General features: G+C 46.6%; 13 protein-coding genes. All 13 read right to left on the reverse strand.

Annotated features, from left to right (window positions below):
* Positions 1-96: 96 nt before the first annotated feature.
* Entirely contained in the window at positions 97-1,641 is a 1,545-nt protein-coding gene (gene nuoN / locus HGD77_RS11890) for an NADH-quinone oxidoreductase subunit NuoN (protein ID WP_004732067.1), read from the reverse strand.
* A gap of 3 nt (positions 1,642-1,644) precedes the next feature.
* Positions 1,645-3,258 (reverse strand): NADH-quinone oxidoreductase subunit M, encoded by a 1,614-nt coding sequence (gene nuoM / locus HGD77_RS11895; RefSeq protein WP_004280767.1) that lies wholly within the window; start codon positions 3,256-3,258, stop codon positions 1,645-1,647.
* Position 3,259: 1 nt separating this feature from the next.
* Positions 3,260-5,155: an NADH-quinone oxidoreductase subunit L gene (gene nuoL / locus HGD77_RS11900; protein ID WP_004280768.1), complete on the reverse strand. Its 1,896-nt coding sequence runs from the start codon at positions 5,153-5,155 to the stop codon at positions 3,260-3,262.
* On the reverse strand, positions 5,152-5,460 hold the full coding sequence (gene nuoK / locus HGD77_RS11905) for an NADH-quinone oxidoreductase subunit NuoK (protein ID WP_004280769.1): 309 nt from the start codon (positions 5,458-5,460) through the stop codon (positions 5,152-5,154). Before nuoK ends, nuoL begins: the two co-directional genes overlap by 4 nt.
* Entirely contained in the window at positions 5,460-5,978 is a 519-nt protein-coding gene (nuoJ, locus tag HGD77_RS11910; protein WP_171054322.1) for an NADH-quinone oxidoreductase subunit J, read from the reverse strand. Before nuoJ ends, nuoK begins: the two co-directional genes overlap by 1 nt.
* Positions 5,978-6,520 carry an NADH-quinone oxidoreductase subunit NuoI gene (gene nuoI / locus HGD77_RS11915; protein WP_004280771.1) on the reverse strand — a complete coding sequence of 181 codons (543 nt, stop codon included), beginning with the start codon at positions 6,518-6,520 and terminating at the stop codon, positions 5,978-5,980. Before nuoI ends, nuoJ begins: the two co-directional genes overlap by 1 nt.
* A gap of 18 nt (positions 6,521-6,538) precedes the next feature.
* Complete coding sequence (nuoH, locus tag HGD77_RS11920) at positions 6,539-7,555, reverse strand: NADH-quinone oxidoreductase subunit NuoH (RefSeq protein ID WP_004280772.1); 1,017 nt, start codon at positions 7,553-7,555, stop codon at positions 6,539-6,541.
* 3 nt (positions 7,556-7,558) lie between these two features.
* Complete coding sequence (gene nuoG / locus HGD77_RS11925; RefSeq protein ID WP_004280773.1) at positions 7,559-10,237, reverse strand: NADH-quinone oxidoreductase subunit NuoG; 2,679 nt, start codon at positions 10,235-10,237, stop codon at positions 7,559-7,561.
* Positions 10,238-10,248: 11 nt separating this feature from the next.
* Positions 10,249-11,580 (reverse strand): NADH-quinone oxidoreductase subunit NuoF, encoded by a 1,332-nt coding sequence (gene nuoF, locus HGD77_RS11930; protein WP_004280774.1) that lies wholly within the window; start codon positions 11,578-11,580, stop codon positions 10,249-10,251.
* Positions 11,577-12,086: an NADH-quinone oxidoreductase subunit NuoE gene (nuoE, locus tag HGD77_RS11935; protein ID WP_005104080.1), complete on the reverse strand. Its 510-nt coding sequence runs from the start codon at positions 12,084-12,086 to the stop codon at positions 11,577-11,579. The genes nuoF and nuoE overlap by 4 nt, the downstream gene beginning before the upstream one ends.
* 14 nt (positions 12,087-12,100) lie before the next feature.
* Positions 12,101-13,888 carry an NADH-quinone oxidoreductase subunit C/D gene (gene nuoC / locus HGD77_RS11940; RefSeq protein ID WP_004732074.1) on the reverse strand — a complete coding sequence of 596 codons (1,788 nt, stop codon included), beginning with the start codon at positions 13,886-13,888 and terminating at the stop codon, positions 12,101-12,103.
* Positions 13,889-13,979: 91 nt separating this feature from the next.
* Positions 13,980-14,660, reverse strand: coding sequence for a NuoB/complex I 20 kDa subunit family protein (locus HGD77_RS11945; RefSeq protein ID WP_004280778.1), 681 nt, complete (start codon positions 14,658-14,660; stop codon positions 13,980-13,982).
* Positions 14,661-14,666: 6 nt separating this feature from the next.
* Positions 14,667-15,212, reverse strand: a complete 546-nt coding sequence (ndhC, locus tag HGD77_RS11950) for an NADH-quinone oxidoreductase subunit A (protein ID WP_004280779.1) — start codon at positions 15,210-15,212, stop codon at positions 14,667-14,669.
* Between the last annotated feature and the right edge of the window lie 290 nt (positions 15,213-15,502).

Raw genomic sequence — 15,502 nt, forward strand, 5'->3', positions numbered from 1 at the left:
AATTTCCGCTATTATAAAGGCTTTTATTGATTTGTATAAATAAAAAAGCCCCCAATCATGGAGGCTTTTTTGTAATAACGTCAATCTTTGCAGATATTAGTTAAAACCACTTTGAACCAAAGTGAAAATGAACTGTTGCAATTCAGGTGACATGGCAAAGAATGCATATTTAGATACTGCAATCACCGGATCTGGGTAGACACCGATCACAAGTACCGCAAGCGCAGCAAGAAGTACCATGATACCGCCCACTTTTTGACCCCAATGATTCACCGCATCTAGACGTGGTGTTTCAGGTGGTGTCATGTAAAGTACAACCATCACACGCAGGTAGTAGTACAGACCGATACCAGAACCTAGAATCACCATAGCAGTCAGGAACCAGGCTTCGCCTGCAACTGCAGTTTTAATCACCAGGAACTTACCGATAAAGCCGGCAGTTAAAGGAATACCTGCAAGAGACAGCATCATCACCGTCAATACAGCAGTCAATACTGGACGGCGCCAGAACAGACCACGGTATTCAGCCAGACTACCCGCTTCATCCGTATTGTTATACGGACTAGACATCAGCGTAACGACACCGAACGCACCGATCGTGGTTAATACATAAGTAATCACGTAGACGTTTACACTTTCAAAAGTCGCGAAACCTTGAACTTGCAAGAAGTCGGTATTACGTGAGCTTACGATGGCAACCAGCAAATAACCAAAGTGTGCAATTGAAGAATATGCCAAGATACGTTTCAAGTTCACCTGGCGAACCGCCAGCAAGTTACCTGCAAGGATAGACAGAACCGCAATAATCGAAATGATGGTGACGAAGCTGTCTGCCAGGATTAAACCTGAAGACAATACATAACGAACAAACAGACCAATCATCGCCACTTTCGCAACAGTCGCAAGGAAAGTCGCGATTGGCGCTGGTGCACCAGCGTATACGTCTGGTGTCCATTTGTGGAATGGTGCCAGCGATAATTTAAATGCCACAGCAAATAAAATTAAAGCCAGACCAATTACCACAGCCGGTTGACTGAATACAGTAAACAGTTTGCCCGGTTCAGCAACGAAACTTAAAGTACCTGTATATGCATAAATATATGCCATACCCATAAGCAGCATTGCAGATGCAGTTGCTGAAAGCACCAGATATTTCACACCCGCTTCAAGCGATTGAGAACGTTGATGTGTATATGCCAACAAGCCATATACAGGAATCGACATCAACTCAAGGCTGATAAAGAATGATGCATAGTGTGAGCTTGCCACCATCAGCATGGCACCCGCAACGGATGTCAGCATCAGGATATACAGCTCTTCACGGTTATCTTTATAGGTTTCGATATACGCGTGAGACAAGGTCGCACATGCAAGTGCAGCAATCAAAATCACAAACTGGTACAGCATCGTAAATGGATCTACGATGAACAGATTCATCACGTTGGCAGGTGCAAACACGCCCGCCAACAAAACGAAAATGATATAGAACGCAGCAAGGTTTAAACCAATCACCGTGGTGGTAGCCACCAGGTTATGGTTACGCTTGATTGCGGTCAGCAACATCACGACGATCGCAGTTAACGACACGATCATCACAGGTGCTAGAGGCATAAGCTCAGAAAAAGACATTGTGAAGTTCATGGCTTATTGGATCTCCACATTTTCAAGTTGAGTCGTTACTTGATCAGCAACTTCAACCACTTCTTGAACTGGAATGTAGCTATTCGCTAACCACGCCATGCTTGAGTTAGAAACATCAAGGAAGCTTTGTGGATATAGACCAAGCCAAAGTAGACCAAACGCACAGATCAACAATAATGCGATTTCACGTGCATTTAGATCTTTTAACGGATTTGTATAGTGCTGCTGTTGCGCTTCATTTGGTACACCAAACAAGGCTTTGTGAATCAGGATCAAACCATACAGACCCGCAAATACCAAACTGATTGCCGCAAGAATGGTAAACGCCGGGAATTTCGCATAAGCACCCATCAGGATCAGGAACTCACCAATGAAGTTACCTAGACCTGGAATACCTACAAGCGCCGCAACGAAGAACATCAGGAAGAATGCAAGATAAGGGAATTGACCACGCATACCACCCATCAAACGCATATCACGCGTATGCACACGCTCATATACCTGACCACACATAATGAACAGCGCAGCAGATGAAATACCATGTGCCAACATCATGATCATCAGACCCTGGAAGGTCAGGATGTTACCTGCGTAGATCGCAAGTAAAACGAAGCCCATGTGTGAAATAGAGGTATAAGCCAACAAGCGTTTCATATCGGTTTGCTGGAAAGCACACCAAGCACCGTAGAAAATACCGATTAAACCCAGGATGATTGCGAAGTCTGCAAACTGTGCAGACGCTGCCGGGAAGAACGGAATCACGAAACGTAATAAACCGTACGCCGCAGTCTTAATCAAGATACCTGCAAGATCGACAGAACCCGCAGTTGGTGCTTGTGCATGTGCATCTGGTAACCAGCCGTGTAATGGGAAAACTGGAAGTTTTACCGCAAAACCGATGAATAAACAGATCATGAATGCATAAGCAACCGCTGGCGCCTGAGCATCAAGCGTATTCGCCACACCTAATAAATAGTTGTAGTCGAAACGGATTTCACCCGTCATGGTATAGCCCACAGTCACCAGACCCAGGATACCAATCAGCATCACCAAACCGGCAACCTGCGTGTAAATGAAGAACTTGTTAGCTGCATAAACACGTGACTTGCCTTCTGCCCCTTTATGACCCCAAAGGGCAATCAGGAAGTAGATCGGTACTAGCATCATCTCCCAGAAGAAGAAGAACAGGAACAGGTCAATCGCAAGGAACACACCGATGACGCCACCCAACGACCATAAAAGGTTCAAGTGGAAGAAACCAACGTTCTTTTGAATCTCACCCCATGAACAGCCTACTGCCAGCACACCCAGGAGTGCAGTCAAGCCAACCATAAGAAGTGATAAACCATCCACTGCCAAGTGAATGTTAATGCCCAGGGTTTGAATCCAAGGCAATTTGAATTCGGCAGCCCACGAAGGTGTAGCACCGCCTAATTCATAGTTATAGGTACCAGTCTGCCAAAGGACGATGGTCAAAACCAACGTCACCAGCATACCGATCAGCGCGATATAACGCGGTAAGTGTTGGTCGAGTTTATCGACCAACCAGCATATGAAACCTGCAATGAACGGAATGAGGATCAGAGCCGGCAAAATAATATTGTTTGGAGCTTCCATTTTATTTCCCCACGACCTGAATCACGATCAAGATCATCAGTAGGACAACGACACCGAGCCCCATACTAGATGCATATTCACGCAGTGAACCGGTTTGACGTGAACTTGTAAAGCTGTGACCACCTTTAACAAGTGCAGGAAGTACCAGCCATAGGCCATCAATTGGATCACGACCAAAGATCTTCGCGAACATTAAATATGGCTTCACGAAAATGATGTCATACAGCGTATCGAAACCTAATGCATTACGGCAGATATTGACCAAGCCAGCACCCACAGAAGTGGCTGCAAAACGTTTGACTGCATTGTAAGCAAAAGCGAACAACACAACACCCACTGCAAGACCTGTTAACGCAACAGCGATTGCGATGTATTCAGCACCATGTGCACCCGCTTCAAGCGCTTCAGGAATAATGAAGGCTGGAATTTGTGCAGCATCCAGAATACTCATCACTGGTGCTTTCAGAACGATCGCCAGACCTGTTGAAAGTACAGCAAGAATCGCCAGTGGCGCCCAGTAAGTTGCACCTTTGATTTCATGATAAGGCGTGTTTTCTTTGCCGAAGAATACAACCCAGATTAAGCGGAATGTATAAATAGACGTTAAGAATGCACCTGCAACACCCACCCAGTACAGCGTGTTATATACCGGTAAACCAGCAATATGACTTTGCGTCCAGACTGCAGCAAGAATCGCATCTTTTGAGAAGAAACCAATGGTCAGGAATGGAATCGCTGCCAATGCACCGCCACCAATCGCGAAACATGCAAACAGGAATTTGTTCTTGTAGAACAGACCACCCATCTTGAAGATGTTTTGTTCGTGATGGTAAGCCAGAATCACCGCACCTGACGACAAGAACAAGAGTGCCTTGAAGAATGCGTGAGTTAGCATATGGAACAGACCAGCCTGATACGCTTCAGCACCCACCGCCATAAACATATAACCCAGCTGACTCATGGTTGAGTAAGCCAGAATACGTTTGATATCGGTTTGAACCAGTGCAGCAAAACCAGCAACCAGTAAGGTCACCGCACCTGTGATCGAAATAAATACCATCACTTCTGGCGCAAGTTCAAAGACTGCGAACAGACGGCAGCACAGGTAAACACCCGCTGTTACCATCGTTGCAGCATGGATCAATGCAGAAACAGGTGTCGGACCTGCCATCGCATCGGCTAACCATGTTTGTAACGGGATCTGTGCAGATTTACCCGCCGCACCCAAGAACAATAACAATGCTGTCCAGATGGTCAGAGATGAACTTTGTGTCATTACAGTCGCTGCATTTTCAACGATGTACTGAATGTTCAAGGTACCGAATTGCTGGAAGATCAGGAACATGGCAATCAGCAAGAATACATCACCGATACGGGTCACGGTAAATGCCTTGATTGCCGCCAGACCATTTGCAGGGTTCTGGTAGTAATAACCGATCAACAGGTATGAACACAGACCTACGCCTTCCCAACCTAGGAATAACAACGCCAGGTTATCGCCCAATACCAGCAACAACATGCTAGCAACGAACAGGTTGAAGTAAGAGAAGAAACGTGCGAAGTCTTCTTCACCACGCATGTACCATGATGCAAAGATGTGAATCAAGAAACCCACACCTGTCACCATGCCCAGCATCAGTAAAGATAAACCATCCAGTTGCAAGCTGATGCCCGGAGCAAAACCACCAACACTGAACCAGGTCCAAAGGTGTTGTACTACTGCAGTTGAACCATTGTTAACAAAGTCCATACCCGCAATCAGTGCGAACAGTGCAGATAAACCGACTGCACCCACACCAATGATCGCTGCAACAGATTCCGGAAGCTTGTTACGCCCCGCCGCCAACAGGACAAAACCAATGAGCGGAAATAAAATTGTTAGATATAAATAACTCATCCGCGCATCTCACTAGCAGCATCCACATCCAGGTGATGGAAGCGATGATAGAACTGAAGGACGATCGCAAGACCAATACAAGCCTCTGCCGCAGCAAGCGTCAGGATCAGGATAAACATGATCTGACCATCTGGCTGTGCCCATGCACTGCCCGCCAGGACGAACGCTAAAGCAGCAGCGTTCATCATGATTTCAAGGCTCATTAAAATAAATAGTAGGTTGCGTCGCACCATTACACCGTAAAAACCCAGTGCAAAGAGAATAGATGCAACGATCAAACCATGCTCTAAAGGGATGTTGCCCATTATTCTTTTTCCTCTTCTGCATCTGGTTCACGTTTACCCAAATGGAATGCAGCTACCAAGGCAGCAAGCAATAACATCGCGGCAACTTCAACCAACAACAAGTATTGCGTAAAGAGTGCTTGACCCACTGCTTTCGGGCCCACCATTTCTGTACCCATTACCAGTGAAGCTTGTGTGTAATCAGAGTTTAATACCCATACCAGCACCAAACCGATCAGGAAGCTCATCAACGCCGGATAAGCCCAAGCCGATGAGGTCAACCATTTGCGTTCTTGTTCAACGGTCTGCTCACCCAGGTTCAGCATCATCACCACGAACACGAACAACACCATGATCGCGCCCGCATAAACGATCACTTCCAGCGCACCAGCGAATGGCGCACCGACGATCAGGAACATGCCTGCGACTGCAAGCAATGACACGATCAGGCTTAATAAAGCATGTACCGGATTCGCGTTAGTCACCACGCGAACCGTAGAGACAATGGCCACGAGGGCCATTAAATAAAATGGCCACATCATGGTAATAGACTCCGTACATCAACAGGTGCACTTTCACGCTGTGCTTGACCTTTGTCCTTGCCTGCAACTGCCATACCGGTTACACGGTAGAAGTTATAGTCAGGATATTTACCGGGACCAGAAATCAGCAGGTGTTCTTTTTCATAGACCAAGTCCTGACGAACATATTCGCCAAGCTCGAAGTCCGGGGTCATCTGAATCGCAGTGGTTGGACACGCTTCTTCACACATACCGCAGAAAATACAGCGTGAGAAGTTGATACGGAAAAATTCCGGATACCAGCGACCATCTTCACGTTCTGCTTTTTGTAGTGAAATACAGCCTACCGGACAGGCAACCGCACACAGGTTACATGCCACACAGCGTTCTTCGCCATCAGGGTCGCGTGTCAATACGATACGACCACGGAAGCGTGGTGGCACGATTTCTTCGGCCGGCACTTCCGGATATAAAATGGTGTCACGTTTACGTGTTGCGTGGCTGAACACCATCCACAACGAACGAACGATTGACCCGAATCCAGCTAGAAATTTAAACATTTTGTTCTCCCTGCTGTCTTAGGCCTGATTCATCAGAATCACAGCACCAGTTACCAAAAGGTTAACCAACGCCAATGGCAAGCAAATTTTCCAACCAAAGTTCATCACCTGGTCATAACGTGGACGCATTAATGAACCACGCGCCAGTACAAACATCATTACAAAGAATGCTGTTTTGATAATGAACCAGAATGCTGCTGGAAGGAACGGAATATCAAGGTTGAATGGCGCAAGCCAGCCACCGAAGAATAAAGTCACGATCAATGCAGAGATCAGTACCACGTTGACGTATTCCGCAACGAAGAACATCCCCCACTTCATACCGCCGTATTCGACATGGTAACCTTCTGCCAATTCTTGTTCTGCTTCTGGTTGGTCAAATGGGTGACGATGCGTTACCGCAACACCCGCAACCACAAAGATCAGGAAGCCAAGGAACTGAGGAATCACAAACCATACATCTTTTTGCGCTTCAACGATTTCACGCATGTTGAATGAACCGGCAATTGCCACCACACCCATCAATGAGATACCCAAGAACACTTCATAAGAAATGGTCTGAGCCGCAGAACGTAAACCGCCCAGTAAGGCATATTTGTTGTTTGATGACCAGCCACCGAACAGGACTGCATAAACTGCAATACCGGCCATTGCCATAAAGAACAACAGGCCGATGTTCATGTCTGCTACACCTAAATAAGGTGATACAGGAATAACCATGAACGACAGCACTGCAGTTGCCATCGCAACTGCAGGCGCCATACGGAACGTCAATTTGTCAGCAAACTTAGGTGTCCAGTCTTCCTTGAACATGATTTTCAGCATGTCGGCAACAATCTGGAACATACCGCCCGGACCAACACGGTTCGGACCGTAGCGGTCTTGCCACAAGCCGAGTAAACGACGTTCAATAAAAGACATCAACGCAGCGATCAGTACTACAACCAGCAAGATCACAATCGCTTGAATGACTGAATAGGCAATTGGCCAGTTTTCAGCCCACAGCGGCGTTTGACGGATTAATTCTTGTTCCATGAATTACACTCCTACCGCGACTGAAACAGGCTCTGCAAGAGATACCGTCGGTACCAGACCGATTGGGTAGCCAATATAACCTGTCGGTAAATATTCAATCACTTGAACTGGAAGAACGATTGACGTCTCACCTGCTTTCACCGTGATTGTCTGACCATCTTGAACATTCAGGCGCGCTGCATCCTGCTCACCCACTGCAAATACCGCTTCAGGAATACGTGTTTCCATCGCTGGTGTTTTTACCGTGAATTCACCTGAACCAAAGATATGGTGCATTGGTACCAGACGGAAGCTTTCAGCATTGACCAGAACAGGTGCCGGTGCAACGAATGTACGTGCCGGACGTTTTGCCAAACGGTCGAATAAACGAACGCCTGAATCACCACCTTTCAGTGAACCACCCACAGTTTCCTGGAACTTGTTCCAGGCTTGTGGCGAGTTCCAGCCTGCAGACCATGCAAATGGAACCAGTGGAGATGGGGTCTGGTCTCCGACATAACCTTCCATCGAGAACGTTAATGCAGAGTCTTGATCTGTAGGCTGTTTCGGCTCATGTACAGACAATGGCGAACGCATTGAAGTACGACCTGAGTAACGACGTGGTTCACGTGCCACTTTCAAGCCATGAACACGGAAGCCCGCATCAGGTGCGACATCCAGGATGCCTTCAAGCGCAGGAACGTTCTTCGCCACTGACTCGATTACGTCATCCAGTAAAGTCCAAGAAATCGCTTTGCCTTTTACGCCTGTTTCCAGAGCGTGTAACCAGCGCCAAGATTCTTTGATCGCCAATTCAGGATTGTAGTAGCTTGGGTCATACACTTGGTAGAAACGTTGTGCACGGCCTTCTTGCGATACAACCGTACCATCACCTTCCGCAAAGCTTGCGGCAGAAAGTACGATGTCGGCTTTTTTCACTGTTTCAGTTTCAGAATGATCCAGTACGATCACATCTTTACCTGCAAGTGCAGCATCAACCTGTGCAGCAGGAAGACGACGGTAAAGGTCGTTTTCAACCACAATCACAGTATCGTAATCTTGTGCAAATGCTTGCTCTAGGCTTTGACCACCCAAGATTGCCATACCCATCGAGTTCACTTCAGGAACCGTCAAGGTCAGACCTGCATTACCCAGATTCTGTGCAACTTGTGCAGCAGCTTCCATGATGGCAGGATCTTGCAAGCTTGTACCCGAGATAATCAGTGGTTTCTTCGCAGCTTTTAAAGTGTCCGCAATGGTTTGTGCAAATGCTTTGGCATCGTCATCTAAACCAAGAATCGTTTCACCCGCAACTGCTGCAGCAACTGCAAAACCTAAACGCGCGATGTCGTTTGGAGAAGCAACCACTTCGCCTTCAGCAACATCAGACAAACGGGTTTGTGTCGCAGCCAGGATGTAAATCGGAGATTTTGCATCTTGGGCAATACGTTGTACCGGCTCAGCTAACCATTCTTGCGTACGGCGCTCTGCCGCCATCTCTTTGCCTTTATTTTTCGCAGCCTGGCGAACAGATAAAGCCATACGTGGCGCAGTTTGTGTGAGGTCTTCACCCAAAATTAACACAGCATCGTAGCTTTCAATTTCACGCATGTTCGGGTTGTAAACACCCTCGGTTTGCATGATAGAAGCTGCCAACTCAACCAGATTCTTTTCTTTTTGAGATAGACCTGTTGAGAAGTTCTCTTGACCCACCAACTCACGAAGTGCGAAGTTTGATTCAAGTGATGCACGCGGTGAACCAATACCCAATACTTTTTTGCCCTGGATATTTGCAATGACCGTGTCTAGTGCTGCATCCACTGAAACAGTTTCAACAGTTGCACCTTGACGGAATTGTGGTTGACGCGGACGGTCCTCACGGTTCACATAACCTGTACCGAAACGGCCTTTGTCGCATAGGAAGTACTGGTTGACTTCACCGTTATAACGGTTTTCTACGCGGCGAAGTTCGCCATAACGCTCACCCGGAGAGATGTTACAACCTGAAGAACAGCCTTGGCATACGCTTGGCGCATACTGCATGTCCCATTTACGGTTGTAGCGAGCCGAATGAGTTTTGTCGGTGAATACACCTGTTGGACATACTTCAGTCAGGTTGCCCGAGAATTCAGACTCTAAAGTACCTGATTCAGGACGACCGAAGTACACACGTGATGCATTGGCATACACGCCGAAGTCCGTACCACCTGCGTAGTCTTTGTAATAACGCACACAACGGTAACACGCGATACAACGGTTCATTTCGTGAGAAATGAATGAGCCAAGCTCCTGGTTGTAATGGGTACGCTTCGTGAAACGGTAGCGACGACGGTCATGCTGCGTCATTACAGTCATATCTTGTAAATGACAGTGACCCCCTTCTTCACAGACTGGACAGTCGTGCGGATGGTTGGTCATCAAGAATTCAACAATCGAAGCACGGAAATCTTTGGCTTCTTTGTCTTCAATCGAGATGTAGGTATTGTCAGATGCTGGCGTCATACATGACATGACCAAACGGCCACGCGTATCTTCTGGATTCGCGTACTGGGTCACGGCACATTGACGGCAAGAACCGACAGAACCTAAGGATGGATGCCAACAAAAGTATGGGATATCAATGCCAAGACTCAAACATGCTTGTAGCAAGTTTTCCGAGCCGTTGACTTCATACGATTTGCCATCGACATGAATTGTAGCCATAGTCGAATTCCTTAAGCTTGTTCTACGTTGCTGGTTTGAGCGGCGGCATTCACAACCTTCGCTTCAAATTCGCCACGGAAATATTTGAGTGCGCCCATAAGCGGCTCCATTGCACCCGGTGCGTGGGCACAGAAAGTTTTACCAATCCAAAGCTTACGAGTCAGTTCTTGTAAGTGATCGATATCTTCTTTCTTACCTGTGCCATCTTCCAGTGCTTTCAGCGCTTTCACAGCCCAAGGTAAGCCATCACGGCAAGGCGTACAGAAACCACATGATTCGCGTGCAAAGAATTCTTCGAGGTTACGTGTCGCTGAAACCATACATTGGGTTTCATCTACCACCATCAACAAACAAGTCCCTAAACGCGAACCTGCTTTCATGATGCTTTCCGCATCCATAGGAAGATCAATATGCTCGGCAGCCAGGAAGTCAGTCGATGCACCACCCGGTAACCATGCTTTCAGTTTTAAGCCGTCACGCATACCACCCGCATGGTCTTCAATCACTTCACGTGCTGTCGTACCAAATGGAAGCTCCCATAGACCCGGGAATTTTACCTTACCTGATGCACCATAAATCTTGGTGCCTGGATCTTTCGACTTACCCGCAGACAAGTTGATATACCATTCAGGACCACGCAGCATGATGGCTGGTAAGTTGTTGTAGGTCTCTACGTTGTTGACAATCGTAGGACGACCCCAAGCACCTGCAACTTGCGGGAATGGCGGTTTAGTGCGCGGGTTGGCACGGCGACCTTCTAGCGAGTTAATCAATGCAGTTTCTTCACCGCAGATATAACGACCCGCACCGGTATGCACGTGTAACTCGAAGTTCCAGCCTGTACCAAGGATGTTATCCCCTAAGTAACCTTTGGCACGAACTTGCTCAAGTGCTTCATTTAAGTACTGAGCAGCTTCAATGTACTCGCCACGGATAAAGATATAACCGTGTGTTGCTTCAAGCGTATAGCCTGCAATCAGCATGCCTTCGATCAATTGATGCGGAAGATCTTCCATCAACAAACGGTCTTTAAAGGTACCTGGTTCCATCTCATCGGCATTACAAATCAGGTAACGTGGACCTGAGTTGTCGTTTGGCGCCATCAAAGACCATTTGATACCTGCCGGGAAGCCTGCACCACCACGACCTTTTACAGTCGCTGCCTTAACCACTTCCAATACATCTTTAGGCGACATGGTCAGTGCTTTTTTAAAGCCTGCATAACCTTCCAGCGCTTCGTAATCATCTGCATTACGTACGTTGGCTTGTTTGCTTAAACGCCATGTTAATGGATGCGTTTCCGGGTTACCGTCGCCATAAATTGGTTTTGGTTCAGTATTCATACATACTTCTCCAACAGCTGTTTCACCGAAGTCACTTCAACCAGACCGTGCGTGTCTTCATCAATCATTAAGGTTGGACCTTTGTCACAGTTGCCCAGACAGCAAATTGGCAGCAAAGTAAAACGACCATCTGCAGTCGTTTGACCAAACTGGATGCCTAATTCGCGCTGGAATGCTTCTGCCAAAGTTTCCGCACCCATCAGGAAACACGCAATCGAATCACATAATAAAATTACGTGACGACCGACCGGCTGACGGTAAATACGGTTATAGAACGTTGCCACACCTTCAAGGTCTGCAACGCTCATGCTCAGCATTTGTGCGATGGCATTCATTTGCGCATCATCTACCCAGCCATTACGGCGTTGTACACACTTCAGCGCATCTAGACACGCTGCACGTGGGTATGGGTAGTGCTCCATGTGATGTTCGATATCGTGAATTTCGTCCGCAGTCAAAATTCCTTCAACATTCACACGTGGCTTTTTATCAGTCAAAATCATCATAATGCGTTTACCCCTTAGCGATCCACGTCAGCCATTACGACGTCAATGGTCGCTAAATAAATGATTAAGTCAGACATTAAGCTGCCGTTAATCACAGAAGGCATTTGCTGTAAATGCGTGAAGGTTGGTGTACGGATACGGGTACGGTAACTCATGGTTGACTTGTCTGAAGTCAAGTAGTAGTTCGACGCGCCTTTCACCACTTCCGCCATCACAGATGCTTCACCCGCCGGCATTACAGGACCCCAAGATACACTCAGGAAGTGCGTAATCAAGGTTTCAATATCTTGTAATGTCTTGTCTTTTGGTGGTGGAACAGCCAGTGGATGGTCTGCTTTATACGCACCAGACGGCATATTATCTAAACATTGTTTGATAATTTTCAGTGATTCTTCAATTTCACGGTAGTGAACGATGACACGTGCATAGGCATCGCCTTCGTACTCAACCGGCACTTCGAAGTCGTAATTTTCATAACCGCTATATGGGCGATATTTACGTACGTCAAAGTCAATACCTGTAGCACGCAGACCTGTACCTGTTACACCCCAAGCCAATGCAGATTTTGCATCGTATTGCGCAACATTACGGGTACGACCCACAAACACCGAGTTTTTCAGCGCTGCAGTATGGTATTCCTTCAAACGTTTCGGCATCCAGTCCAGGATTTCACGGATCAGGTGCTGCCAGTTGTTTGGAAGGTCATGTGCTGTACCGCCAATACGGAACCATGCCGGGTGCATACGGTAACCGGTGATCGCTTCAATCGCGTCATAGATTTTCTGACGGTCAGCAAACATGTAGAAGACTGGCGTCATACCGCCGGCATCCTGAATCGCAGTACCAATGAACAGCAAGTGGTTATTGATACGAAACAGTTCAGACATCATCACGCGAATACATTGCGCACGGTCAGGTACAGTAATACCCGCCATTTGCTCTACGCCAAGCACATAAGGCATGTTTTGCGCACAACCACCGAGGTAGTCGACACGGTCTGTATACGGAATGAATGAATGCCAGGTTTGACGTTCAGCCATCTTTTCCACACCACGGTGGTGATAACCGATATCAGGCACACAGTCTTTCACTTCTTCACCGTCCAGCTGCAAGATCACACGGAACGCACCGTGCGCAGATGGATGGTTCGGACCCAAGTTCAGGAACATGAAGTCTTCATCGGCATTGCCGCGCTTCATACCCCAATCTTCAGGGACGAAACGAAGATGTTCCTGTTCGTAGTCCTGTTTGGCTTTATCTTGCAAATACGGCGTATATTCAGTCGCACGTGCAGAATATTCTTTACGTAGCGGATGACCTTCCCAATAGGTTGGCAACAAGATACGACGGAGCATTGGATGCCCTTCGAAATTAATCCCGAACATATCGTAAGCTTCACGTTCGTACCAGTTGGCATTTGGCCAAATATTGGTTGCCGTCGGAAGATTCAAATCGCTTTCTGCTAAGGCAACTTTAATACGAATGTCAGTATTACGCTCGAGCGACAACAAGTGATAGAACACTGTGAAGTCAGACGCAGGTAAACCGTCGCGGTGCGTACGCAGACGCTCATCTACCGCTGACAAGTCGAACAACATCACGTAAGGACGTGACACTGTACGCAAGAACATTAAAACTTCTTGTACACGTGCGCGCTCAACCCAGACTGTCGGGAAATCCTCGAAAGTCGTTTGCACAAAGAAGTTCTCACCAAATTTGGTTTTGAGTTCTTCAATGATGGCAAATGCTGGGCGTGAATCAACAGGCGTTGATTCTGGCATAGCAATGTCAGTTTCAGCCATTGGCTTGGCTTCCTATTTAATACAAATTCAGTCAACCTAAACGACAATTACACCCATAGCGGGTGCACAACAAAACAACCTGTCGTTTAAATTATTTAATTTCATCCATAGAGCGTAAGTTCTTCACAGCAACACGCTGGTCTTTCTTACGGTCACGTTCCGGCATCATCTTTGGCTTATACACTGGCTTAAGATCATCACCGATCACCGCAGAAAGCGGACGACGCTCTAGTTGAATCTGGTCTTGCAACAGCATCAATGCCTGAATCAAAGCTTCAGGACGTGGTGGGCAACCTGGAATATACACATCGACCGGGATGATTTTATCCACACCTTGTACGACTGAATAAATATCGTACATACCACCTGAGTTGGCACATGCACCCATTGAAATGACCCATTTTGGTTCAAGCATCTGTTCGTACAGACGCTGAATTACTGGCGCCATTTTTACGAAGCAAGTACCCGCTACAATCATTAAGTCCGCCTGACGCGGTGAAGCACGGATAACCTCGGCACCAAAACGTGACAAGTCATGCACGCCGGTCAAGGTCGTTGCATATTCTACGTAGCAGCAAGATGTACCAAAGTTAAATGGCCAAACTGAGTTTTTACGACCCCAGTTGACTGCTGTATGCACCACATCCTCTAAGCGAGTCATGAATACATTTTTATTCACTTCTTCTTCTAGCAACGGATCTTCTACAACAATACGTTCCTGAAGTGGATATTGGTCAGCATTCGGATTCGCACGGGTTAATGTATATTTCATCCCGTCTTACTCCTTATCAGATAATTGAGTTTGTGACTTTTTCACAAAACCAGATGATTGAGCCGGGATTTGACCCGTTGGATCCATCACCAATTCTTCAATCGAGTTGAAGCGCGTAATTTCTGCAAGATCCATATTTGGCGAACCAATCTTAGCTTTAATTCCTGCTGCCTTACGTCTGTCTGAAGGTGCCCAATTGAGTGCGCCTGTCGATAATTCGTAAATCAAACCAACAAGTAAAACTATGATAAAGATAGCTGCAGTTGCAAAACCAATCCAACCTACTTCACGAACAGAAACCGCCCATGCATATAGATAAAGTGCTTCTAAATCAAACACCACGAAGAAAATTGCAACTAAATAGAACTTTGCAGACAAGCGGATACGAGCTCCACCTGCGCTAACTACACCTGACTCAAACTGCTCCTGCTTGGCACGGCCCCATGATTTACCCCCGAGGAGTAATGGGACAGTCAGCATAAAGACGCATAAAAATGTAACGCCGATCACGAAGGCAATAATTGCCCATTCGTATGGAGTAATAGCACTCATGCGGGGATAACTCCTGGCAGGCCTATTTGTTAACAAAGAATGTATGTATTGGCCTTCAAATACACCAAACACAAAATTAATCCCGCCAATTGTACCTGATTTTGGATTTCACTTGCTAGTTTATAAGCCTTAGTCTTTGGGATGATTTTTTAGACATTTCAGCATTTAATTTGACTTTAATCATTCAGAATTCGTTTTAATCGTTTTCCCAAATTAAATTTTAATTATCTATTAATTTTTCTATAAATTGCACTATCAGAAAATAGACTGATCGATGAGCTGCTTTTCTC

Source organism: Acinetobacter sp. NEB149, assembly GCF_012516415.1.
GTDB classification, from domain to species: domain Bacteria; phylum Pseudomonadota; class Gammaproteobacteria; order Pseudomonadales; family Moraxellaceae; genus Acinetobacter; species Acinetobacter lwoffii_V.